Source organism: Citrobacter sp. CK180 (genome assembly GCF_030333655.1).
Lineage (GTDB): Bacteria > Pseudomonadota > Gammaproteobacteria > Enterobacterales > Enterobacteriaceae > Citrobacter_B > Citrobacter_B koseri.
Window position 1 is genome coordinate 89,627 of sequence record NZ_JAOWFM010000056.1, and the last position, 21,839, is coordinate 111,465.

The 21,839-nt window shown below is 57.1% G+C and carries 22 protein-coding genes and 1 riboswitch; of the genes, 15 read left to right on the forward strand and 7 right to left on the reverse strand.

Annotation, left to right across the window (positions count from 1 at the left end):
* Positions 1-58: 58 nt before the first annotated feature.
* From OGV50_RS21475 to hutH, 3 genes are all read left to right on the forward strand, one after another.
* Complete coding sequence (locus OGV50_RS21475) at positions 59-778, forward strand: histidine utilization repressor (protein ID WP_012133207.1); 720 nt, start codon at positions 59-61, stop codon at positions 776-778.
* A gap of 139 nt (positions 779-917) precedes the next feature.
* Complete coding sequence (hutU, locus tag OGV50_RS21480) at positions 918-2,603, forward strand: urocanate hydratase (RefSeq protein WP_012133206.1); 1,686 nt, start codon at positions 918-920, stop codon at positions 2,601-2,603.
* 1 nt (position 2,604) lies between these two features.
* The gene (gene hutH / locus OGV50_RS21485) at positions 2,605-4,125 is read left to right on the forward strand and encodes a histidine ammonia-lyase (RefSeq protein ID WP_012133205.1); all 1,521 of its coding nucleotides are present in this window, start codon (positions 2,605-2,607) and stop codon (positions 4,123-4,125) included.
* Positions 4,126-4,167: 42 nt separating this feature from the next.
* Here hutH and OGV50_RS21490 read toward each other — a convergent pair whose 3' ends face one another.
* Together OGV50_RS21490 and bioA are read right to left on the reverse strand one after the other, a co-directional pair.
* Positions 4,168-4,644: a kinase inhibitor gene (locus OGV50_RS21490; RefSeq protein ID WP_047458005.1), complete on the reverse strand. Its 477-nt coding sequence runs from the start codon at positions 4,642-4,644 to the stop codon at positions 4,168-4,170.
* A 65-nt stretch (positions 4,645-4,709) separates the two neighbouring features.
* Positions 4,710-5,999: an adenosylmethionine--8-amino-7-oxononanoate transaminase gene (bioA, locus tag OGV50_RS21495; RefSeq protein WP_200031535.1), complete on the reverse strand. Its 1,290-nt coding sequence runs from the start codon at positions 5,997-5,999 to the stop codon at positions 4,710-4,712.
* Between the two features lie 86 nt (positions 6,000-6,085).
* On the opposite strand from bioA, the gene bioB reads away from it, so the two are divergent.
* The 5 genes from bioB (at position 6,086) to uvrB (ending at position 12,287) form a co-directional block, all read left to right on the forward strand.
* Positions 6,086-7,126 (forward strand): biotin synthase BioB, encoded by a 1,041-nt coding sequence (gene bioB, locus OGV50_RS21500; RefSeq protein WP_286488752.1) that lies wholly within the window; start codon positions 6,086-6,088, stop codon positions 7,124-7,126.
* Positions 7,123-8,277, forward strand: a complete 1,155-nt coding sequence (bioF, locus tag OGV50_RS21505; protein ID WP_286488753.1) for an 8-amino-7-oxononanoate synthase — start codon at positions 7,123-7,125, stop codon at positions 8,275-8,277. Before bioB ends, bioF begins: the two co-directional genes overlap by 4 nt.
* A complete protein-coding gene (bioC, locus tag OGV50_RS21510) occupies positions 8,264-9,019 on the forward strand; it encodes a malonyl-ACP O-methyltransferase BioC (RefSeq protein ID WP_286488754.1) in 756 nt (251 codons plus the stop codon). Before bioF ends, bioC begins: the two co-directional genes overlap by 14 nt.
* Positions 9,012-9,698: a dethiobiotin synthase gene (bioD, locus tag OGV50_RS21515; protein ID WP_286488755.1), complete on the forward strand. Its 687-nt coding sequence runs from the start codon at positions 9,012-9,014 to the stop codon at positions 9,696-9,698. Before bioC ends, bioD begins: the two co-directional genes overlap by 8 nt.
* A 567-nt stretch (positions 9,699-10,265) precedes the next feature.
* Entirely contained in the window at positions 10,266-12,287 is a 2,022-nt protein-coding gene (gene uvrB, locus OGV50_RS21520) for an excinuclease ABC subunit UvrB (RefSeq protein WP_047457991.1), read from the forward strand.
* Positions 12,288-12,389: 102 nt separating this feature from the next.
* Here uvrB and yvcK read toward each other — a convergent pair whose 3' ends face one another.
* Entirely contained in the window at positions 12,390-13,298 is a 909-nt protein-coding gene (yvcK, locus tag OGV50_RS21525; protein ID WP_024130513.1) for a uridine diphosphate-N-acetylglucosamine-binding protein YvcK, read from the reverse strand.
* A 286-nt stretch (positions 13,299-13,584) separates the two neighbouring features.
* A riboswitch (molybdenum cofactor riboswitch) is annotated at positions 13,585-13,731 on the forward strand.
* On the opposite strand from yvcK, the gene moaA reads away from it, so the two are divergent.
* From moaA to OGV50_RS21555, 6 genes are all read left to right on the forward strand, one after another.
* The gene (gene moaA / locus OGV50_RS21530; RefSeq protein WP_024130512.1) at positions 13,719-14,708 is read left to right on the forward strand and encodes a GTP 3',8-cyclase MoaA; all 990 of its coding nucleotides are present in this window, start codon (positions 13,719-13,721) and stop codon (positions 14,706-14,708) included. It overlaps the preceding riboswitch by 13 nt.
* 24 nt (positions 14,709-14,732) lie before the next feature.
* On the forward strand, positions 14,733-15,245 hold the full coding sequence (moaB, locus tag OGV50_RS21535; RefSeq protein WP_047457988.1) for a molybdenum cofactor biosynthesis protein B: 513 nt from the start codon (positions 14,733-14,735) through the stop codon (positions 15,243-15,245).
* 2 nt (positions 15,246-15,247) lie between these two features.
* Positions 15,248-15,733 carry a cyclic pyranopterin monophosphate synthase MoaC gene (gene moaC, locus OGV50_RS21540; RefSeq protein ID WP_012133192.1) on the forward strand — a complete coding sequence of 162 codons (486 nt, stop codon included), beginning with the start codon at positions 15,248-15,250 and terminating at the stop codon, positions 15,731-15,733.
* Entirely contained in the window at positions 15,726-15,971 is a 246-nt protein-coding gene (moaD, locus tag OGV50_RS21545; RefSeq protein ID WP_286488756.1) for a molybdopterin synthase sulfur carrier subunit, read from the forward strand. Before moaC ends, moaD begins: the two co-directional genes overlap by 8 nt.
* A 1-nt stretch (position 15,972) precedes the next feature.
* Entirely contained in the window at positions 15,973-16,425 is a 453-nt protein-coding gene (gene moaE, locus OGV50_RS21550; protein WP_058668823.1) for a molybdopterin synthase catalytic subunit MoaE, read from the forward strand.
* A 51-nt stretch (positions 16,426-16,476) separates the two neighbouring features.
* Positions 16,477-17,181 (forward strand): Bax inhibitor-1/YccA family protein, encoded by a 705-nt coding sequence (locus tag OGV50_RS21555; protein WP_024130511.1) that lies wholly within the window; start codon positions 16,477-16,479, stop codon positions 17,179-17,181.
* Positions 17,182-17,250: 69 nt separating this feature from the next.
* On the opposite strand, the gene OGV50_RS21560 is transcribed toward OGV50_RS21555, so the two are convergent.
* From OGV50_RS21560 to OGV50_RS21570, 3 genes are read right to left on the reverse strand one after another with little or no spacing between them, the layout of a single operon-like run.
* Entirely contained in the window at positions 17,251-18,213 is a 963-nt protein-coding gene (locus tag OGV50_RS21560) for a lysylphosphatidylglycerol synthase domain-containing protein (protein WP_047457979.1), read from the reverse strand.
* On the reverse strand, positions 18,213-19,454 hold the full coding sequence (gene clsB, locus OGV50_RS21565) for a cardiolipin synthase ClsB (protein WP_286488757.1): 1,242 nt from the start codon (positions 19,452-19,454) through the stop codon (positions 18,213-18,215). The genes OGV50_RS21560 and clsB overlap by 1 nt, the downstream gene beginning before the upstream one ends.
* A complete protein-coding gene (locus tag OGV50_RS21570) occupies positions 19,451-20,212 on the reverse strand; it encodes an endonuclease/exonuclease/phosphatase family protein (RefSeq protein ID WP_012133186.1) in 762 nt (253 codons plus the stop codon). The genes clsB and OGV50_RS21570 overlap by 4 nt, the downstream gene beginning before the upstream one ends.
* Positions 20,213-20,345: 133 nt before the next feature.
* Here OGV50_RS21570 and OGV50_RS21575 point away from each other — a divergent pair, with 133 nt between their 5' ends.
* Positions 20,346-20,756, forward strand: a complete 411-nt coding sequence (locus OGV50_RS21575; protein ID WP_024130510.1) for a YbhQ family protein — start codon at positions 20,346-20,348, stop codon at positions 20,754-20,756.
* On the opposite strand, the gene OGV50_RS21580 is transcribed toward OGV50_RS21575, so the two are convergent.
* The gene (locus OGV50_RS21580) at positions 20,718-21,824 is read right to left on the reverse strand and encodes an ABC transporter permease (protein WP_112002202.1); all 1,107 of its coding nucleotides are present in this window, start codon (positions 21,822-21,824) and stop codon (positions 20,718-20,720) included. The genes OGV50_RS21575 and OGV50_RS21580 overlap by 39 nt on opposite strands.
* Positions 21,825-21,839: the final 15 nt, after the last annotated feature.

Consider the following 21,839-nt stretch of genomic DNA (forward strand, 5'->3'; position numbering starts at 1 on the left):
TACAGGCCGGATAATGCCATCCGGCAAATAAAATCATACGCTTAAGGAAGGCTTACGCATGCTCCCATCCCGTTCTGCCCCTGTGCCTTTCTATGAAAAGGTCAAACAGACGATCAGCGACAACATTGCCAGCGGCGTCTGGCGCCCGCATGACCGTATTCCCTCGGAAGCGGAACTGGTGGCGCAATTTGGCTTCAGCCGGATGACAATCAACCGGGCGTTGCGGGAATTAACGGATGAAGGGCTGCTGGTGCGTTTACAGGGCGTCGGCACATTTGTGGCGGAACCGAAAGGGCAGTCCGCACTGTTTGAAATTCGCAGCATTGCCGATGAAATCGCCGCCCGTCACCATCAGCACCGCTGTGAGGTGCTGACGCTGGAACAGACGCAGGCGAATGCGCTTCAGGCCACGGCCCTGAATGTGCGTGAAGGCACGCTGATTTTTCATTCGGTGATGGTGCACTATGAAAACGATCTGCCGGTGCAGATTGAGGATCGCTGTGTGAATGCCGGCGTTGTACCGGATTATCTGGCGCAGGATTACAGCCAGACCACGCCTCATGCATACCTGTCGCTGATCGCCCCGCTAACGGAAGGGGAGCACATTGTGGAAGCCGTGCGCGCCACGGCGGAAGAGTGCGCGCTGCTGAACATTAAGGAGCACGATCCCTGCCTGTTAATTCATCGGCGCACCTGGTCTGCGTCGCACATTGTTTCTCACGCTCGCCTGCTTTTCCCCGGTTCTCGCTACCGGTTGCAGGGCCATTTTATGTCCTGAATGACGGCGCGATAAAAAGCGTGATTGCTGACGCAATATAACAAAAATGTATCTCAGTTGTTAAAATCAGCCTTGCGACAAGTTGTATAGACAAGTATATGTTACTTATCTGTCCGATCATCGTAAGGAGTCTGGTGTCATGCCTCAAAGCAAGTATCGTCAGCAGGATATCCGCGCCCCGAGGGGAACAACCCTGACGGCAAAAAGCTGGTTAACCGAAGCGCCGCTGCGCATGTTAATGAACAACCTCGATCCCGATGTTGCCGAGAATCCGCATGAACTGGTGGTTTATGGCGGCATTGGCCGCGCGGCGCGCGACTGGGAGTGCTATGACGCCATCATCAATGCGTTGACCAAACTGGAGGCCGATGAAACCCTGCTGGTGCAGTCCGGTAAACCGGTCGGCGTGTTTAAGACCCACGAAAACGCGCCACGTGTCCTGATCGCTAACTCCAACCTGGTGCCGCACTGGGCGACCTGGGAACATTTCAATGAACTGGACGCCAAAGGGCTGGCGATGTACGGCCAGATGACCGCCGGAAGCTGGATCTACATCGGCAGTCAGGGCATCGTGCAGGGTACCTATGAAACCTTCGTTGAAGCAGGACGGCAGCACTATCAGGGGAATTTGTCCGGGCGCTGGGTGCTGACCGCCGGGCTTGGCGGTATGGGCGGCGCACAGCCGCTGGCCGCGACGCTGGCGGGGGCGTGCTCGCTGAATATCGAATGCCAGCAAAGCCGTATCGATTTCCGTCTGCGTACCCGCTACGTCGATGAACAGGCCACCTCGCTGGACGACGCGCTGGCGCGAATTGAAAAATATACCCGCGAAGGTAAAGCCGTCTCCGTTGCGCTGTGCGCCAACGCGGCGGACGTCGTGCCGGAACTGGTAAAACGCGGCGTTCGCCCGGATCTGGTGACCGACCAGACCAGCGCGCACGATCCGCTGCACGGTTATCTGCCCTCTGGCTGGCGTTGGGAGGAGTATCAGGCGAAAGCGGCGTCAGATCCACAGGGCACGGTACAGGCGGCGAAACGCTCAATGGCGAAGCACGTACAGGCGATGCTGGCGTTCAGTGAAATGGGCGTCCCGACCTTCGATTACGGCAACAATATCCGCCAGATGGCGAAAGAGATGGGCGTAGAGAACGCCTTTGATTTTCCTGGGTTCGTTCCGGCCTATATCCGCCCGCTTTTTTGTCGGGGGATCGGCCCATTCCGTTGGGTGGCGCTTTCCGGCGATCCAGAAGATATTTATAAAACCGATGCCAAAGTCAAAGAGATTGTGGCGGATGACAAACATCTGCATCACTGGCTGGATATGGCGCGCGAACGTATTAACTTCCAGGGCTTACCGGCGCGTATTTGCTGGGTGGGGCTGGCGTGGCGGCAAAAACTGGGTCTGGCGTTTAACGAAATGGTACGCCGTGGAGAGGTCTCCGCGCCGATCGTCATTGGCCGCGATCATCTGGATTCCGGCTCCGTCGCCAGTCCAAACCGGGAGACGGAAGCGATGCGCGACGGCTCTGATGCGGTATCCGACTGGCCGTTACTGAACGCGCTGCTCAATACCGCCAGCGGTGCGACCTGGGTTTCGCTGCATCATGGCGGCGGCGTCGGCATGGGGTTCTCGCAACATGCCGGAATGGTGATTGTCTGCGACGGCACCGACGAGGCGGCAGCGCGTATCGCCAGAGTGTTGCATAACGATCCGGCGACAGGCGTGATGCGTCATGCTGACGCCGGGTATGAGATTGCGGTTGAATGCGCCGCAGAACAAGGGCTGAACTTGCCGATGATCGCGGCTACTCAAGGAAAACGCTGATATGAATACGCTTACGTTAACGCCGGGTCATCTGAGTTTTGCGCAGCTTCGCGCCGTCTGGCAGCAGCCAGTGCAACTGCGTCTTGATAGCAGCGCGGTTGACGGTATTAATGCCAGCGTCGACTGCGTGAACAATATCGTCGCCGAGGGGCGCACGGCCTACGGTATCAATACCGGTTTTGGTCTGCTGGCGCAGACGCGCATCGCCACGGAGGATCTGCAAAACCTGCAACGTTCGCTGGTGCTCTCCCACGCGGCGGGTATTGGCGAGCCGCTGGACGACGCGATGGTGCGTCTGATCATGGTGCTGAAAATCAATAGCCTGGCGCGTGGTTTCTCGGGCATTCGCCTGAGTGTGATTGAAGCGCTGATTGCGCTGGTCAACGCAGAGGTCTGGCCGCTGATCCCGGCGAAAGGTTCTGTAGGGGCATCGGGCGATCTGGCACCGCTGGCGCATATGTCGTTGACGCTGCTTGGCGAAGGGAAAGCCCGCTGGCAGGGGGAGTGGCTTCCGGCGAAAGAGGCGTTGAAAAAGGCCGGACTGGAACCGATCACGCTGGCGGCGAAAGAGGGGCTGGCGCTGCTGAATGGCACCCAGGCCTCCACCGCCTTTGCGCTGCGTGGGCTGTTCGAAGCACAGGCGCTGTTCGCCTCTGCGGTGGTCTGCGGGGCGTTAACCACTGAAGCCGTTCTGGGGTCGCGCCGACCGTTTGATGCGCGCATTCATGCCGCGCGCGGTCAGCGTGGGCAGATTGACGCCGCCGGGCTGTTCCGCCACGTTCTGACGGAGACCAGCGCGATAGCACAGTCGCACCATAACTGTGAAAAGGTGCAGGACCCGTACTCGCTGCGCTGTCAGCCGCAGGTGATGGGCGCGTGCCTCACACAACTGCGTCAGGCGATGGAGGTGCTGCTCGTTGAAGCCAACGCCGTTTCGGATAACCCGCTGGTGTTTGCCGAAGAGGGGGATGTGATTTCCGGCGGTAACTTCCATGCCGAACCGGTGGCGATGGCGGCGGATAATCTGGCGCTGGCGATTGCGGAAATCGGCGCGCTGTCGGAAAGGCGTATCGCGCTGATGATGGATAAACATATGTCGCAGTTGCCGCCTTTCCTGGTGAAAAACGGCGGCGTCAACTCCGGTTTTATGATTGCGCAGGTGACTGCTGCGGCGCTGGCCAGCGAGAACAAAGCGCTGGCGCATCCGCACAGCGTGGACAGCCTGCCGACGTCGGCCAATCAGGAAGATCATGTGTCGATGGCGCCCGCTGCGGGTCGGCGACTATGGGAAATGGCGGCAAACACGCGTGGGGTCATTGCGGTAGAGTGGCTGGCGGCCTGTCAGGGTATCGACCTCCGGGAAGGGTTAACCTCAAGCCCGCTGCTGGAGCAGGCGCGAAAAGCGCTGCGCGAGCAGGTGCCGCATTATACTCAGGACCGTTTCTTCGCGCCGGATATTGAGTGCGCGACCGAACTGCTGGCGCGTGGGGACTTGTTCCGGTTATTACCTGATTTCTTGTAAAAAAATGCCGGATGGCGCTGACGCTTATCCGGCCTACGGCACTTAGCTGAACATTGCGGTAATCGACGCGCTGGCGAGCGCATGGAAATGGACGTTAAAGCCCACCATCGCGCCGCTGGCGCCTGCATCGACATCAATGCGTTCCACATCCAGCGCGTGAACGGTAAAGATGTAGCGGTGCGTTTCCCCTTTCGGCGGAGCTGCGCCGCCGTAGCCTGCTTTACCAAAATCGGTGCGCGTCTGGAGAGTCCCTTCCGGCATCGCCACCAGGCCGGAACCAAACCCTTGCGGCAGTACGCGGGTATCGGCTGGCAGGTTGGCGACAATCCAGTGCCACCAGCCTGAGCCGGTTGGCGCATCGGGATCGTAGCAGGTCACGACAAAGCTTTTCGTACCGGCGGGCACCTCGTCCCAGGCCAGGTGCGGGGAGATGTTGTCCCCGTCATAGCCCATGCCGTTAAACACATGGCGATGGGGCAGTTTTTCCCCGTCGCGCAGGTCGTTGCTGATAAGTTTCATACCGCCTCCATTAATCTACTGATTAGCAAGGAAGTGTAGCCAGAACCGCTACAGCTTACCGCTGATTAATGGATAAAAAATGTTTCATTGCGCACAGCGTCGTTCACCGCCTGCGTCAGACGATGCAATTGTTCCGGCTGGATGATATAGGGCGGCATCAGGTAGATCAGTTTACCGAACGGGCGCACCCAGACGCCTTGCCCGACAAAGAAACGCTGCAACGCCGCCATATTGACCGGGTGCGTGGTTTCCACGACGCCGATGGCGCCGAGTACGCGCACGTCAGCGACCCAGGACGATGCGCGTGCGGGCGCTAATTCGCGGCGTAACTGCGCGTCAATCGCCGCCACCTGCTGCTGCCACTCGCCCGTTTCCAGCAGGGAAAGACTGGCGCAAGCCACGGCGCACGCCAGCGGATTGCCCATAAAAGTCGGGCCATGCATAAAGCAACCGGCTTCGCCGTTGCTGATGGTTTCAGCGACCAGACGGGTGGTTAACGTGGCGGAAAGCGTCATCGTACCGCCGGTGATGGCCTTACCGAGACACAAGATATCCGGCGTAATGTCTGCATGTTCGCAGGCAAACAGTTTACCTGTGCGGCCAAATCCGGTGGCGATCTCATCGGCAATCAGCAGAATCCCTTCGCGATCGCACATCTTGCGGATGCGGCGAAGCCACTCCGGGTGATACATCCGCATCCCGCCTGCGCCCTGGACAATGGGTTCCAGAATCACCGCCGCAATCTCATGCCGGTGCGCCGCCATCAGGCGGGCAAAGGCCACCATATCCCGCTCGTCCCATTCGCCATCCATCCGGCTTTGCGGGGCGGGGGCAAAGAGGTTTTCCGGCAGATAGCCCTTCCACAGGCTGTGCATTGAGTTATCTGGATCGCATACCGACATCGCGCCGAAGGTGTCCCCGTGATAGCCGTTGCGAAAGGTCAGAAAACGCTGACGAGACTCGCCTTTCGCCTGCCAGTATTGCAGCGCCATTTTCATCGCCACTTCCACCGCTACCGAACCGGAGTCCGCCAGGAACACGCACTCCAGCGCTTGCGGCGTCATCGCCACCAGCTTGCGACACAGGTTGACCGCAGGGGCATGGGTAATGCCGCCAAACATCACATGCGACATGGCGTCAATTTGCGTTTTCATCGCGGCGTTGAGCTGTGGATGGCTGTAACCGTGGATCGCCGCCCACCATGACGACATGCCGTCGATCAGACGGTCGCCGTTGGCCAAAATCAGTTCGCAACCCTCGGCGCGCGCAACCGGATAAACCGGGAGTGGGGAGGTCATGGAGGTATAGGGATGCCAGATATGGCGTTGGTCAAAGGCAAGATCGTCCGTTGTCATAATCGACTTGTAAACCAAATTAAAAACATTTAGGTTTACGAGTCTACACCGAATCAAGAATTAACAACACCCTTTGGAGAGGCCCTATGGCTCACCACCCACGCTGGACATTGTCGCAAGTTACCGAATTATTTAATAAACCGCTGCTGGATCTGCTGTTTGACGCGCAGCAAATCCATCGTCAGCATTTCGATCCGCAACAGGTGCAGGTCAGCACGCTGCTGTCGATTAAAACCGGCGCCTGCCCGGAAGACTGCAAATATTGCCCGCAGAGTTCCCGCTATAAGACGGGGCTGGAAGCGGAGCGTCTGATGGAAGTGGAACAGGTGCTGGACTCCGCGCGCAAAGCGAAGAACGCCGGTTCAACCCGTTTCTGCATGGGCGCGGCATGGAAAAACCCGCACGAGCGCGATATGCCGTATCTGGAACAGATGGTGCAGGGCGTGAAGGCGATGGGGCTGGAAGCCTGTATGACCCTCGGCACGCTCAATGAATCTCAGGCGCAGCGCCTCGCCAACGCCGGGCTGGACTACTACAACCACAACCTGGATACCTCCCCGGAATTTTACGGCAACATCATCACGACCCGCTCGTATCAGGAACGTCTTGATACGCTGGACAGAGTGCGTGAAGCAGGGATTAAAGTCTGCTCTGGCGGTATCGTTGGCTTAGGCGAAACGGTCAAAGATCGCGCCGGGCTGCTGTTGCAACTGGCGAATTTGCCGACTCCGCCGGAGAGCGTGCCCATCAACATGCTGGTGAAGGTCAAAGGTACGCCGCTGGCGGATAATGAGGATGTGGATGCGTTTGATTTCATCCGCACGATCGCTGTCGCGCGGATTATGATGCCAACCTCCTACGTGCGTCTTTCTGCGGGTCGCGAACAGATGAACGAACAGACGCAGGCGATGTGCTTTATGGCGGGGGCGAACTCCATCTTCTACGGCTGCAAGCTGCTGACCACGCCGAACCCGGAAGAAGACAAAGATCTCCAGCTGTTCCGCAAACTGGGGCTGAATCCGCAGCAAACGTCGGTGCTGGCTGGCGACAACGAACAGCAACAGCGTCTGGAACAGGCGCTGATGACCCCGGATACAGACGACTATTACAACGCGGCAGCAGTATGACCTGGCAGCAAAAAATCGACGATGCGCTTATGGCGCGTCGTTCTGCCGATGCGTTGCGTCGCCGCTGTGCGGTGGCGCAGGGGGCAGGGCGTTGGCTGGTGGCTAACGAACGCCAGTATCTGAATTTCTCCAGCAATGACTATCTCGGTTTAAGTCACCATCCGCAGATTATTCGCGCCTGGCAACAGGGTGCGGAGCGCTTTGGCGTCGGCAGCGGCGGCTCCGGCCACGTCAGCGGCTACTCCGTGGCGCATCAGGCGCTTGAAGAGGCGCTGGCAGGCTGGCTTGGCTATTCGCGGGCGCTGCTGTTTATCTCTGGCTTTGCGGCGAATCAGGCGGTTATCGCCGCGCTGATGGCGAAAGACGATCGGATTGTCGCGGACCGTCTCAGCCACGCCTCATTGCTGGAAGCGGCAAACCTCAGCCCGGCGACGCTTCGCCGCTTTACCCACAACGATCCTCAACACCTGGCGCACCTGCTGGACGCCCCGTGCGGCGGGCAGCAGCTGGTGGTGACAGAGGGCATATTCAGTATGGACGGCGACGGCGCGCCGCTGGCGGAGATCCACCGTGTCGCACGGCAGCGTAACGCCTGGCTGCTGGTGGATGATGCGCACGGTATTGGCGTTACGGGTGATGAGGGGCGCGGAAGCTGCTGGCGACAGCAGGTCAAACCTGAGCTGCTGATTGTGACGTTTGGCAAAGGCTTTGGCGTCAGCGGGGCGGCGATTCTCTGCTCTGAAAGCGTTGCGGATTATCTGTTGCAGTTTGCCCGCCATCTGATCTACAGCACCAGTATGCCGCCGGCGCAGGCGCAGGCGCTGAGCGCGGCGCTGGCGGTGATCCGAAGCCCGGAAGGCGCAGATCGCCGGGAGAAACTGGCTGCGTTAATTCAGCGCTTCCGTTCGGGCGTTAAGGCCAGCGATTTTACGCTGGCAAATTCGCACAGTGCGATTCAGCCGCTGATTGTCGGAGACAATGCGCGCGCGTTACGGCTGGCGGATACTCTGCGGGAACAGGGATGCTGGGTGAGCGCGATCCGACCGCCTACCGTTCCGGCCGGTACTGCCCGGTTGCGCCTGACGCTCACTCAGGCGCACGAAACGCAGGATATTGATCGCTTACTGGAGGTGCTGGATGGCGCAGGTTGATAAGCAGGCGATTGCGGCCGCGTTTGGGCGCGCCGCGTCGCATTATGAGCAGCACGCTGAACTGCAACGCCAGAGTGCGGACGCGCTGCTGGCGCTGCTGGCAGGGCGCGAATGTGCGCACGTTCTGGACGCCGGTTGCGGGCCAGGGCGGATGAGTCGCTTCTGGCGAGAGCAGGGATGCGAGGTCACGGCGCTCGATCTCTCGGCGCAAATGCTGGATGAGGCGCGTCGTCAGCAGGCTGCTCACCATTACCTTGCGGCGGATATCGAAGCCATCCCGCTGGCGGCGGCGCGGTTTGATTTGGCATGGAGCAACCTGGCGGTGCAGTGGTGCGGCGACTTGCGCGGCGCGCTAAGCGAACTGTATCGCGTGGTGCGTCCTGGCGGCGTGGTGGCGTTTACCTCGCTGGCGCACGGATCGCTGTCGGAACTGCGTCAGGCCTGGCAGGCGGTAGATAACCGGGGGCATGCCAACCACTTTTTGTCGCCGGAGACGATCAGCAATGCAATGCACGGCTGGCGCGTCCGTCAGCAGATCCAGGCGATCACCCTGTGGTTTGATGATGCGCTCAGCGCGATGCGTTCGCTTAAAGGTATTGGGGCGACGCATCTGCACGAGGGGCGTGAACCGCGCGTGTTAACGCGTTCGCAGCTGCGACAGTTGCAGTTGGCCTGGCCGCAGCAGCAAGGGAAATATCCGCTGACGTATCAGCTTTTTTTGGGAGTCATTGAACGTGATTAAACGGTATTTTGTCACCGGGACGGACACTGAAGTCGGAAAAACGGTCGCCAGTTGCGCCCTGTTACAGGCTGCCGCGCAGAGCGGCTTTCGGACGGCAGGCTACAAGCCCGTGGCGTCGGGCAGCGAGATGACGGCGCAGGGGCTGCGCAATAGCGATGCCCTGGCGTTACAGCGCAACAGCACGCTGACGCTGGCCTATGAAGCGATCAATCCCTACACCTTTGCGGAACCGACCTCGCCGCACATTGTGAGCGCAGAGGAGGGGAGACCCGTTCAGGCCTCGGTGATGTCCGCCGGTTTACGCACGCTGGAACGGCAGGCCGACTGGGTGCTAGTGGAAGGGGCGGGCGGCTGGTTTACTCCGCTTGGCGAAACGCTGACGTTTGCCGACTGGGTCGCGGCGGAGCACCTGTCGGTGATTCTGGTGGTGGGCGTGAAGCTGGGGTGTATCAATCATGCCATGCTGACGGCGCAGGCCGTGCAGCAAGCCGGGCTGACGCTTGCCGGGTGGGTAGCCAATGACGTGACGCCGCCCGGAAAGCGCCATGCGGAATACATGGCGACGCTAACGCGGGTGATTACGGCTCCTCTGCTGGGCGAAATCCCCTGGCTTTCCGGGAAGGCGGAAAGCGCATCGACAGGACAATATCTCGACCTGACGCGCCTGAAGGCGGTGTAAAACGGGTGAAAATGCGAGCAGGATCTCGCCTGCCGCCCGCGTTTCGTTAGCTGATAAAAATCAAAAACAAGCGATAATTTTTTTTTAGCCCCTCATCAAGGGGCGTCCGCGCGATTTTGCCAGGCGGCAGTCCATACGGGCTGGACGCAGTTATCCACCATTCCTGTGGATAACCTTGTGTATTAGAGTTAGAAAACACAACGTAAGCGAGAGAAGACGCGGCCTGCGACTAAATTGATGCGAAAGGCGTCTTAAGTAAATAGTGCTTATGAAACAATTTGTTAGATAAAAGCAATGGCTGTAAGGAAAGTGTCACGGGTTGCCACAAATCTTTCATCACACATCTTGACAAGTGTTAAAAAAGTCTTTGGTTTGGGGATAACCGCATCTCACTGGTTTTTTATCTCGTCAGGGTCTACATTTTACGTCGCAATGCCGGGTGTTATCCCTTATTTGAGTAATACCTCAAGTCGACACTGTTTTTTCATCCAGTATATTTTGCTGGCAATATTAGCGGCTCCGGGTAAAATTAGTGTCCTGCCCGCCCATTCCTTCAGGTAGCTGCCCATGAGTAAACCGTTCAAACTGAATTCCGCTTTTAAACCCTCAGGCGATCAGCCGGAGGCGATACGTCGTCTGGAGGAAGGTCTTGAAGATGGTCTGGCGCACCAGACGCTGTTGGGCGTAACGGGGTCAGGGAAAACGTTCACCATCGCCAATGTGATTGCCGATTTACAGCGCCCGACGATGGTGCTTGCGCCCAATAAAACGCTGGCGGCCCAGTTATACGGCGAAATGAAAGAGTTCTTCCCTGACAACGCGGTGGAATATTTCGTCTCTTACTATGACTACTATCAGCCAGAGGCGTATGTGCCCAGCTCCGACACCTTTATCGAAAAAGATGCGTCGGTGAACGAACACATAGAACAGATGCGACTGTCGGCGACCAAGGCGCTGCTTGAGCGGCGGGACGTTGTGGTCGTGGCTTCGGTTTCCGCTATCTACGGTCTGGGCGATCCCGATTTATACCTGAAGATGATGCTGCACCTGACGGTGGGGATGATTATCGATCAGCGCGCTATCCTGCGCCGTCTGGCGGAGTTGCAATATACCCGCAACGATCAGGCCTTCCAGCGCGGCACTTTCCGCGTACGCGGCGAGGTCATCGACATCTTCCCGGCGGAGTCTGACGATATTGCGCTGCGGGTTGAGTTGTTTGACGAAGAGGTTGAACGTCTGTCGCTGTTTGACCCGCTGACCGGGCAGGTTGAATCGACTATCCAGCGCTACACCATCTACCCGAAAACGCACTACGTTACGCCGCGCGAGCGCATCGTACAGGCGATGGAGGAGATCAAAGACGAACTGGTGGACAGACGCAGGATCATGCTGGAAAACAATAAGCTGCTGGAAGAACAGCGCTTAACCCAGCGTACGCAGTTCGATCTGGAAATGATGAACGAGCTGGGATATTGCTCGGGGATTGAAAACTACTCCCGCTACCTTTCCGGGCGCGGGCCTGGCGAGCCGCCGCCGACGCTGTTTGATTATCTGCCAGCCGATGGCCTGTTAGTCGTGGATGAATCTCACGTCACGATTCCGCAAATCGGCGGGATGTTTCGTGGGGACAGGGCGCGCAAAGAGACGCTGGTGGAGTACGGTTTCCGTCTGCCGTCAGCGCTGGATAACCGTCCGCTAAAATTTGAAGAGTTTGAAGCGCTGGCCCCGCAAACCATCTACGTTTCCGCCACGCCGGGCAACTATGAGCTGGAGAAATCCGGCGGCGAGGTGGTGGATCAGGTGGTGCGTCCTACCGGGCTGCTGGACCCGATCATTGAAGTTCGGCCGGTGGCGACGCAGGTTGATGATCTGCTCTCTGAGATCCGCCTGCGGGCGGCGATTAACGAACGTGTGCTGGTGACGACGCTGACCAAGCGAATGGCGGAAGATCTTACCGAATATCTCGAAGAACACGGCGAGCGCGTACGTTACCTGCACTCGGACATCGATACCGTTGAGCGTATGGAAATCATTCGTGATTTGCGTCTGGGCGAGTTTGACGTGCTGGTGGGGATCAACCTGTTGCGAGAAGGGCTGGACATGCCTGAGGTCTCGCTGGTGGCGATTCTGGACGCAGACAAAGAAGGGTTCCTGCGCTCAGAGCGTTCGCTGATTCAGACCATCGGCCGTGCGGCGCGTAACGTCAACGGGAAGGCGATCCTCTATGGCGATAAGATCACCCCGTCGATGGCGAAAGCGATAGGCGAAACCGAACGTCGTCGCGAGAAACAGCAGTTATACAACGAAGAACACGGTATCGTTCCGCAGGGGCTGAATAAGAAAGTGGTCGATATTCTGGCGCTGGGTCAGAACATCGCGAAAACTAAAGCGAAGGGCAAAGGGAAGTCCCGCGCAGCGGCGAAATCGGGTGTGGTTGAGATGGATATGACGCCGAAAGCGTTGCAGCAGAAAATTCATGAGCTGGAAGGTCAGATGATGCAGCATGCGCAAAACCTGGAGTTTGAAGAAGCCGCAGAGATCCGCGACCAGTTGCATCAGCTACGTGAGCTGTTTATCGCGGCGTCCTGACGATGGCGGATGGCGACGCAAAGCGTCTTATCCGGCCTACGGTTGTGCCGCCTGTTGTGTGTAGGCCCGGTAAGCGAAGCGCCACCGGGCAAATCTGAACGTTTACCCCAACGCCTGTATCGCTTTCTCCAGCGCGTTATGCAGCAGCTGTCGGTCATGGCGATACGGAATATCGCTGGCTTCCAGCACTTCCTGAATCACAATCCGGCCCGTCACCGCCGAGGCATCCACTTTCGGGCCAACCACAATGGCGTCGATAACCTGTTTCCCGACGTATTGCTCCATAATCGCCAGTTTGTCGACAAGCGTTAAGCTGGCGGCGGGCAGACTCAATTCGCGTCCCAGATTACCGATATAGACCATCGGCGCCGGAGTACGGCGCAGCGCCTGCGCCAGCTCATCAAGCAGCAGAATCGGCATCAAACTGGTGTAGAAACTTCCGGGGCCAATCAGAATCAAATCGGCTTCGCTAATGGCCTGCACCGCTTCCCGGGTGGTGGGGACTTTCGGTGACAGCATCAGCTCCTGCGGCGGCGTCGCCAGTTGATCGATATTCACCTCGCCGTATACTTCATGCCCCTGATCGTCGATGGCCATCAGGTCTACCGGCAGCTCCGACATAGGGATTAAATGCGCATCCACCTTCAACAAATTGCGAATTAAATTTATCGCTTCGAGAGGCCGCACGCTCAGGTGATCCAGCGCCTTTAACATCAGATTTCCGAGGTTATGGCCGGAAAGTTCACCATTACCGCCAAAACGGTACTCAAACATCGCCGACGCGACGCTGGGTTCGGTAATTAACTGGTTCAGACAGTTGCGCATATCGCCCCAGGCGATGCCCCCTTCAGAGCGGCGAATACGGCCTGTGGAACCCCCGTTATCGGTAGTGGTGACAATACCGGTCAGGCGTGAGCCTAATGAAGAAAGTGAAGAGAGAACGCGTCCTAATCCATGCCCTCCGCCGAGAGCGACAACACGATCCAGGTCTGCCAGCGTACGATTGCGCATACAAATTCCTAATATCAGAGGTACTGCGCTACAGTAGCGCAAATAGCGCCTTTTCAGCAATTAGCCAACGAACAACGATGGAAAATAAATCCATCCCCTCTACCTCTTTCGGATAGGGTTAGCCTGATGGCTAACTGATGTATATCAATGCAAAAGTGTGATTTTTGCTTATTCTGTAGCGAAATAGCACGATCATGACGCTATATACATGATTATATAGCGTAAAGTGGGAATGGCAAAAATGCTATTTACACGCTAGTATCGGCATAACCACCTTTTTAAGCGATGCTTAAAAAGACACTCTAGCCTCTACGCCTGTGTCAAATTGATATGGTGTTTTGGCCGTGACAAGCCTCGAAAGAGTTTGCCACCAGGGCGCAGGAAGAAATGACTCCGCCTCCCGTATTTGGAAAGGTGTACATGGCCTCACAACTTACCGATGCTTTCGCACGTAAGTTTTATTACTTACGTCTGTCGATTACTGATGTGTGTAACTTTCGTTGCACATACTGCCTGCCGGATGGCTACAAGCCTGGCGGTGTCACCAATAACGGCTTTCTGACCGTCGATGAAATTCGCCGTGTGACGCGCGCGTTTGCCAGTCTGGGCACCGAAAAAGTGCGCCTTACCGGCGGTGAACCGTCGCTGCGTCGCGACTTTACCGACATCATTGCCGCCGTGCGTGAAAACGACGCGATTCGCCAGATTGCGGTGACCACTAATGGGTATCGTCTGGCGCGTGATGCGGCGAACTGGCGCGACGCGGGTCTGACGGGAATCAACGTCAGCGTCGATAGCCTCGACGCCCGTCAGTTTCACGCCATTACCGGGCAGGATAAATTCCAGCAGGTGATGGCGGGCATTGACGCCGCGTTTGACGCCGGTTTCGCAAAGGTCAAAGTGAACACCGTGTTGATGCGCGATGTGAACCATCATCAACTGGACACCTTTCTCGCCTGGATTCAGGCACGCCCCATTCAACTGCGCTTCATTGAACTGATGGAGACGGGAGAGGGGAGCGAACTCTTTCGTAAACACCATATTTCTGGACAGGTGCTGCGTGATGAACTGCTGCGTCGCGGTTGGATTCATCAGCTGCGCCAGCGCAGCGACGGCCCGGCGCAGGTTTTTTGTCATCCTGACTATGCCGGTGAAATCGGTCTCATCATGCCGTATGAAAAAGATTTCTGCGCCACCTGCAACCGTCTGCGCGTTTCCTCGGTCGGTAAACTCCATCTTTGCCTGTTTGGCGAAGGCGGCGTAAGCCTGCGCGACCTGCTGGAAGACGATGCACAGCAACATGCGCTGGAAGAACGCATTTCAGCCGCGCTGCTGGAGAAAAAGCAGACCCACTTCCTGCACCAGAACAATACCGGTATTACGCAAAATCTATCGTACATAGGCGGTTAACGCCTTAACGGAAAAGGAGTTTTTATGAGTCAGGTAAGCGCTGAGTTTATCCCTACCCGCATTGCTATTCTTACGGTTTCCAGTCGTCGCGGCGAAGAAGACGACACTTCCGGTCATTTTCTGCGCGACGCCGCGCTGGAAGCGGGGCATCAGGTCGTGGACAAAGCCATCGTTAAAGAGAACCGCTACGCCATTCGCGCGCAGGTTTCCGCGTGGATCGCCAGCGATGACGTTCAGGTGGTGCTCATCACCGGCGGCACCGGGCTGACCGATGGCGATCAGGCGCCGGAAGCGTTACTGCCGCTCTTTGATCGCGAAGTCGAAGGGTTTGGCGAAGTGTTCCGCATGTTGTCGTTTGAAGAGATTGGCACATCGACCCTGCAATCTCGCGCGGTGGCCGGCGTTGCCAACAAGACGCTGATTTTTGCGATGCCGGGCTCCACAAAAGCGTGCCGCACCGCCTGGGACAACATCATCGCGCCGCAGCTTGATGCTCGCACACGCCCGTGTAACTTCCACCCACATTTGAAGAAATAAGTATGTCGCAACTGACCCATATTAATGCCGCTGGCGAAGCGCACATGGTGGACGTCTCCGCCAAAGCGGAAACCGTACGTGAGGCGCGCGCCGAAGCGTTTGTGACGATGCGCAGTGAAACGCTGGCGATGATTATCGACGGTAGCCACCATAAGGGCGATGTTTTCGCGACCGCGCGTATCGCCGGTATTCAGGCGGCTAAACGTACCTGGGAGCTGATCCCGCTGTGCCATCCGCTGTTGTTGAGTAAGGTCGAAGTGCAATTGCAGGCGGAACCCGAACACAACCGGGTACGCATTGAATCGCTGTGTCGCCTGACGGGGAAAACCGGCGTGGAGATGGAAGCGCTGACTGCCGCTTCCGTGGCGGCATTGACGATCTACGACATGTGCAAAGCGGTGCAAAAAGATATGGTGATTGGCCCGGTGCGCTTGCTGGCGAAAAGCGGCGGTAAGTCTGGCGATTTTAAGGTGGATGCGCATGATTAAGGTTCTGTTTTTCGCTCAGGTGCGTGAACTGGTGGGAACGGATGCGTTAGAGGTCGCCGCCGATTTCCCAACCGTAGAAGCGCTGCGTCAGCATCTGGCGGCGCAAAGCGATCGCTGGGCGCTGGCGCTGGAAGACGGCAAGCTGCTGACCGCCGTCAATCAGACGCTGGTCAGTTTTGAACATCCGCTGGCGGCGGGTGATGAAGTGGCCTTTTTCCCACCGGTGACAGGAGGCTGAGATGGCTGAAACGCGAGTGATCGTTGGCCATGCGCCGTTCAGCGTCGGGGAGGAGTACCCCTGGCTGGCGGAGCGTGATGAAGATGGCGCAGTCGTGACCTTTACCGGTAAAGTCCGCAATCATAATCTGGGCGACAGCGTTAAAGCGCTGACGCTGGAACATTACCCGGGGATGACGGAAAAAGCGCTGGCGGATATCGTGGACGAGGCGCGTTCGCGCTGGCCGCTGGGGCGCGTGACGGTGATCCATCGCATTGGTGAACTGTGGCCGGGCGATGAGATTGTCTTTGTCGGCGTAACCAGCGCGCACCGCAGCAGCGCGTTCGAGGCCGGGCAATTCATTATGGATTATCTGAAAACCCGCGCGCCGTTCTGGAAGCGTGAAGCGACGCCGGAAGGCGAGCGCTGGGTGGAAGCGCGCGATAGCGATCGGCAGGCGGCAAAACGCTGGTAGCAGAATGTGATACCCTTATTCAGGGGTATCACTTTTAATCAGGAGATCATCATGGACCGATTCCCACGATCCGATTCTATCGTACAGACCCGTTCCGGCCTGCAAACGTATATGGCGCAGGTATATGGCTGGATGACGGTTGGGCTGCTGCTGACCGCATTTATCGCCTGGTATGCGGCGAATACGCCTGCGGTGATGATGTTTGTCTTTTCCAGCAAAATCACCTTCTTTGGCTTGATTATCGCCCAGCTTGCGCTGGTTATTGCGCTGTCGGCAATGGTGCAAAAACTTAGCGCCGGGATGGCGACCACGCTGTTTATGCTCTATTCGGCACTGACGGGCCTGACGCTGTCGAGCATTTTTATCGTTTATACCTATTCGTCTATCGCCAGCACGTTTGTCGTGACCGGCGGGATGTTTGGCGTGATGAGCCTGTATGGCTACACCACGAAACGCGATCTCAGCGGCTGGGGCAGCATGCTGTTTATGGCGCTGATCGGTATCATTCTGGCATCGTTGGTCAACTTCTGGCTCAAAAGCGAAGCGTTGATGTGGGCGGTGACCTATATCGGGGTGGTTGTCTTTGTCGGCCTGACCGCCTATGACACGCAGAAGCTGAAAAACATTGGCGAGCAGATTGATGTTCGTGACAGCTCGACGCTGCGGAAATACTCGATTCTCGGCGCGTTAACGCTGTATCTGGACTTCATCAACCTGTTCCTGATGCTGCTGCGTATTTTCGGTAATCGCCGTTAATTGGCGTGAACGCTGTATCCGGCCTACAGGTTAGGCCGGTAATACACCTGATAAGCAGCAAATAACCCGTCACTTCGCTAAGGCTTTCTCGTTTTTCGCCCGCAGCTTCTTTGCCCGACTTTCCAGCAGCAGATAGCAAATCAACGCCAGCAATAGCGGAATAAAATAATAGAGCACACGCCATGCGAGCAGGGCGGCGATAATGGTGCCTTGCGACGTATGCTCACCCGCCAGCAGCGCCATAAACACAGCCTCCAGAACGCCGATCCCGGCCGGGATATGCACGATCACTCCGGCAATACTGCTCACCAGCAGCACGCCAAGTACAAAGAAATAATTAACGTCTTGCCCCATCAGCAGCCAGATAATGGCGCCCATCACCATCCAGTTAGCGCTGGAAATCCCCATCTGCGCGAGGGCGAATTTCCATGACGGAAGCATCAGCTTTTGGCCTTTAATCGTGATATGACGCCGTTTCGCAAAGGCGCAAAACCACAGGTAGACGGCAATCACCAGCAACAACACAATACCGAGAATGCGCAGCGTATTTTCATCGATATACCAGTGGGCCGGGAGTTGCACGACGCCGAAGGTAAAAATAATTCCGCCCAGCAGAATATAGCCCAGCCAGTTGGTGGTAATGCTCAGCGAAAAAATACGCGTGATGGTGCTCCCCGGTAAGCCGAGGCGGGAGTACAGACGGTAGCGCATACCGATTCCGCCGACCCAGGTGCTTAACGTCAGATTGAAGGCGTAACAGATAAACGACACCAGCATGACCTGCCGCTTCGCCAGCTTGTGGCCGCAGTAAAAACGTCCCAGCAGATCGTAGCAACCGTAAAGAAGGTAGCTGACAATCACCAGCCCAACCGCGCTCAACAGCGCAATCCGGTTGTAATCCCGGATCACCGTCCAGACATCTTCCCAGTTGACCTTTCCGGCATAAATGACCAGCAGGACAATCACCGCGATAAAAAACAGCCAGGTGAGGATCTTTTTCGCCAGCCGCCATCGCGGGTGTGATGTTGACATCAGGGCTTCACCCCCGTGTTTTCCGCTTCGACCCGATCCTGCGTTTCCATCGTCGGTTGGGCGGGCGGTTCAACCTGCGCCAGATGCGGCGTGTGCGCCGGCAGCCAACCGACCAGCGCCGGGAAGTGGCGCAGGAAGTGGAACGCCAGCACGCTTTTGCTCAGATTCCACCAGGTGCGCTTCGGCAGCATAGACTCGTCCACCTGCTTGCAATCATTGGCGATAATGGCGTTCAGGTTGTCGCGCAGCGTCTGGTTAAACGTGCGGTCATGAATAATGACGTTTGCTTCAAGGTTAAGCGACAGACTGAGCGGATCGAGGTTGCTGGAGCCGACGGTCGCCCAGTGATCGTCCATCAACGCCACTTTGCCGTGCAGCGGGCGACGGCGATATTCATAGACATGGACGCCGCCTTTCACCAGATAGTTGTACAGCAGACGCGCGCCGACTTTGACGATGGGCATATCGGGTTCCCCCTGGATCACCAGTTTTACCCGCACGCCGCGTCGGGCGGCTTTGCGCATGGCATGCAGCAGGCGATAGCCGGGAAAGAAATAGGCATTGGCGATAATCACTTCACGTTTCGCCTGCGTAAGCATCTTCAGATAGTGACGTTCAATATCGTTGTGATGTTCATCATTATCGCGCCAGATAAACAGCACCTGCGCTTCGCCGGGTTTCCGGTTTTCTTCGGCGCGATGATGGCGTCGCCACCAGCGGCGTGCGGCGCTTTGCCCCGGCAAGTTTTCCAGCTCAAACTGCAAAATATCCTCCACGACCGGCCCTTCGACGCGAACGGCGTAATCCTGTTTGGCTTCCGGGCCGTAATCGGACATATGTTCTGCGGAGTAATTCAGCCCGCCGACAAACGCGACCCGATCGTCAATAACCACGATTTTACGGTGCATACGGCGAAAGAGGTTGGTGCGCATGCCGAACAGGGGAGGACGCGGATCGTAATAGCGGAAGATTACCCCCGCTGCGGTCAGCTCCCCGACAAACGCCTCGCTGAGGTCGGGTGAGCCGTAGCCGTCTAACAGCACTTCCGCTTTTACGCCGCGTCTGGCCGCTTTAAGCAGCGCCGCGTGTAGCTGCTTACCTACGTCATCTTCAAACCAGATGAAGGTTTCCAGGATGATCCTCTGCTGTGCCTGCGCGATGGCGTCAAACACGGCGGGATAGAACTGGTCGCCGTTTTCCAGTAGCTGAATCTGATTGCCTTCACGCCATCCGCATTTCATAGATGTATCTCCGCGCTAAGAGGGGCATGGTCAGATAAATGTCGCCAGTTACGCAACGGCAACGCCGCAGGAGAGCTGGCATTGGCATTCTTGACGTATATACGATCGAGTCGCAGTATCGGCAGCCTGACCGGAAAGGTGCGCGCCGGGCGGCCATGCGCGCGGGTGAAGATCTCCTCCAGCCCCGCAGACGCTTTTAACGGATAGTTGGCTTTCTGCCGCCAGTCGTTGAAATCCCCGGCGACCACCACGGGTTCGGATTCGGGAAGGGCGTTAACCCATTCAACCAGCATATCCAACTGCGCCTGGCGGTGGCCTTCCCGTAAGCCGAGATGCACGCACATCACATGAATTGGCTGAGCCAGCATCGGCGGAACAATACGGCAATACAGCACGCCGCGTTTTTCACTGCCGCCGACGGAGACATCGCGATTTTCATAGTGTTCAATCGGATAGCGCGACAGTACCGCGTTGCCGTGATGCCCTTCCGGGTAGACGGCATTACGACCATAGGCGAAATCGCTCCACATGGTGTCGGCAAGAAATTCGTAATGGGTGGTATCAGGCCAGTTCTCGACGTGCAGCGGATGAACTTCATGCGCGCCCATCACTTCCTGGAGGCAGACAATATCCGCGCTGACGGTTCTGACGGCGTCGCGCAGCTCCGGCAGAATAAAGCGCTTATTAAAGGCGGTAAAACCCTTATGCGTGTTAATTGTGAGCACTTTGAATGAAAAATTTCGCGTTTGTTGGATCATTTTCTTCCTGTCCGCGTCACTATCCTGATTGAAATAGTGTAGTCGTCGTCACAAAAAGATGCGGTCTTACGGAATTTTCCGTAAAGTTCGGTACTCTGAATAATTAGATAAAAATCCTTCAGGAGAAAAAGCCATGAGGTGGCAACAACGTGTTCGTGTCGCAACGGGTCTTAGTTGCTGGCAGATAATGTTGCATTTACTGGTAGTGGCGCTGCTGGTAATGGGCTGGATGAGCGGCGCTTTAGTCCGTGTCGGCCTGGGATTATGCGTGCTTTATGGCGTGACGGTGCTGCTGATGCTGGCGTTACAACGCCACCACGAACAGCGCTGGCGCGACGTTGCGGATGTGCTGGAAGAGCTGACGACCACCTGGTATTTCGGCGCCGCGATGATTGCCCTGTGGCTGCTGTCCCGCGTACTGCACAACAACCTGCTGTTGGCGCTGGCTGGGCTGGCGATCCTTGCCGGGCCTGCTGTGGTTTCGCTGCTGGCGAAGGAGAAAAAGCTACATCACTTTGCGTCTAAACATCGCATACGCCGCTGACCCCGTTGTGGCCGTGATCACCAGTAGCGGCCACAAACTCCCCCAGACGATCTTCAGACTCGCATCTTTCAAATAAATCTGCTTGGTGATGTCCGTAAAATGGCGGATAGGGTTTATCCACGTCAGATTTTGTAGCCATACCGGCATGTTCTCGACCGGAGAAACATATCCCGATAGCAGGATAGCAGGCATCATAAAGACGAATACGCCGATGAAAGCCTGCTGTTGGGTGGAGCAGAGTGACGAGATTAACAAGCCAAATCCAACCAGCGACAGCCCGTAAATCACCATTGTGAAGTAGAACAGCGCCAGCGAACCGGCAAAGGGGATGTGGTACGCCCAGATGCCAATAGCCAGTACGATCGTGGCCTGAAAAGTGGCGACAATCAGCGCGGGCACCGCTTTACCGATGAAAATTTGCCAGGTGGTGAGAGGGGAAACCAGCAGTTGATCCAGCGTACCCTGTTCACGCTCGCGGGCAACGGAAAGCGAGGTGACGATCATGACGCCTATTGTGGTGATCATGGCGATCAGGGACGGCACCACAAACCACTTATAGTCCAGATTCGGGTTGTACCAGTTGCGTACCACCAGCTCACTGTTGTTGGGCTTGGGTTTGCCCTCTATCAGCTCCTGCTGATAATCCTTGACGATCTGCTGGAGATAATTGGCGGAGATTTGCGCGCTGTTGGAGTTACGGCCATCAAGAATGAGCTGTAGCGGCGCGGGCTGGAGGTTATCCAGGTGACGGGAAAAATCGGCCGGAAAGCGCACCAGCAGCAGCGCTTTTTGCGTGTCGATCGTCGGCTGGATTTCCTGCGGGCTTTTTAGCAGCAGGATATGGGTAAACGCTTTGGCGCGCGCGAACCGTTGCGTCAGCTCGACGGCATGTTTGCCATTATCTTCGTTATAAATGGCAATGGTGGCATTGGTCACTTCCAGCGTGGCGGCAAAGGGAAACAGCAGCACCTGGATCAGCACCGGTAAGATCAGGATCGCGCGGGTCTGCGGCTCGCGTAACAGCGATTGCAGCTCTTTGCGGATTAATGTCCACAGGCGATGAAACATGTTTCTCTCCCTTAT

Bases quoted from the DNA above. Each gene is read 5' to 3' on its own strand.
- moaC (WP_012133192.1), top strand. From the start codon at position 15,248: ATGTCGCAACTGACCCATATTAATGCCGCTGGCGAAGCGCACATGGTG.
- uvrB (WP_047457991.1), top strand. From the start codon at position 10,266: ATGAGTAAACCGTTCAAACTGAATTCCGCTTTTAAACCCTCAGGCGAT.
- bioA (WP_200031535.1), bottom strand. From the start codon at position 5,999: ATGACAACGGACGATCTTGCCTTTGACCAACGCCATATCTGGCATCCC.
- yvcK (WP_024130513.1), bottom strand. From the start codon at position 13,298: ATGCGCAATCGTACGCTGGCAGACCTGGATCGTGTTGTCGCTCTCGGC.
- bioC (WP_286488754.1), top strand. From the start codon at position 8,264: ATGGCGCAGGTTGATAAGCAGGCGATTGCGGCCGCGTTTGGGCGCGCC.
- moaA (WP_024130512.1), top strand. From the start codon at position 13,719: ATGGCCTCACAACTTACCGATGCTTTCGCACGTAAGTTTTATTACTTA.
- clsB (WP_286488757.1), bottom strand. From the start codon at position 19,454: ATGAAATGCGGATGGCGTGAAGGCAATCAGATTCAGCTACTGGAAAAC.
- OGV50_RS21560 (WP_047457979.1), bottom strand. From the start codon at position 18,213: ATGTCAACATCACACCCGCGATGGCGGCTGGCGAAAAAGATCCTCACC.
- OGV50_RS21575 (WP_024130510.1), top strand. From the start codon at position 20,346: ATGAGGTGGCAACAACGTGTTCGTGTCGCAACGGGTCTTAGTTGCTGG.
- OGV50_RS21490 (WP_047458005.1), bottom strand. From the start codon at position 4,644: ATGAAACTTATCAGCAACGACCTGCGCGACGGGGAAAAACTGCCCCAT.
- OGV50_RS21570 (WP_012133186.1), bottom strand. From the start codon at position 20,212: ATGATCCAACAAACGCGAAATTTTTCATTCAAAGTGCTCACAATTAAC.
- OGV50_RS21475 (WP_012133207.1), top strand. From the start codon at position 59: ATGCTCCCATCCCGTTCTGCCCCTGTGCCTTTCTATGAAAAGGTCAAA.
- hutH (WP_012133205.1), top strand. From the start codon at position 2,605: ATGAATACGCTTACGTTAACGCCGGGTCATCTGAGTTTTGCGCAGCTT.
- moaE (WP_058668823.1), top strand. From the start codon at position 15,973: ATGGCTGAAACGCGAGTGATCGTTGGCCATGCGCCGTTCAGCGTCGGG.
- hutU (WP_012133206.1), top strand. From the start codon at position 918: ATGCCTCAAAGCAAGTATCGTCAGCAGGATATCCGCGCCCCGAGGGGA.
- bioB (WP_286488752.1), top strand. From the start codon at position 6,086: ATGGCTCACCACCCACGCTGGACATTGTCGCAAGTTACCGAATTATTT.
- moaD (WP_286488756.1), top strand. From the start codon at position 15,726: ATGATTAAGGTTCTGTTTTTCGCTCAGGTGCGTGAACTGGTGGGAACG.
- OGV50_RS21555 (WP_024130511.1), top strand. From the start codon at position 16,477: ATGGACCGATTCCCACGATCCGATTCTATCGTACAGACCCGTTCCGGC.
- bioF (WP_286488753.1), top strand. From the start codon at position 7,123: ATGACCTGGCAGCAAAAAATCGACGATGCGCTTATGGCGCGTCGTTCT.
- moaB (WP_047457988.1), top strand. From the start codon at position 14,733: ATGAGTCAGGTAAGCGCTGAGTTTATCCCTACCCGCATTGCTATTCTT.
- OGV50_RS21580 (WP_112002202.1), bottom strand. From the start codon at position 21,824: ATGTTTCATCGCCTGTGGACATTAATCCGCAAAGAGCTGCAATCGCTG.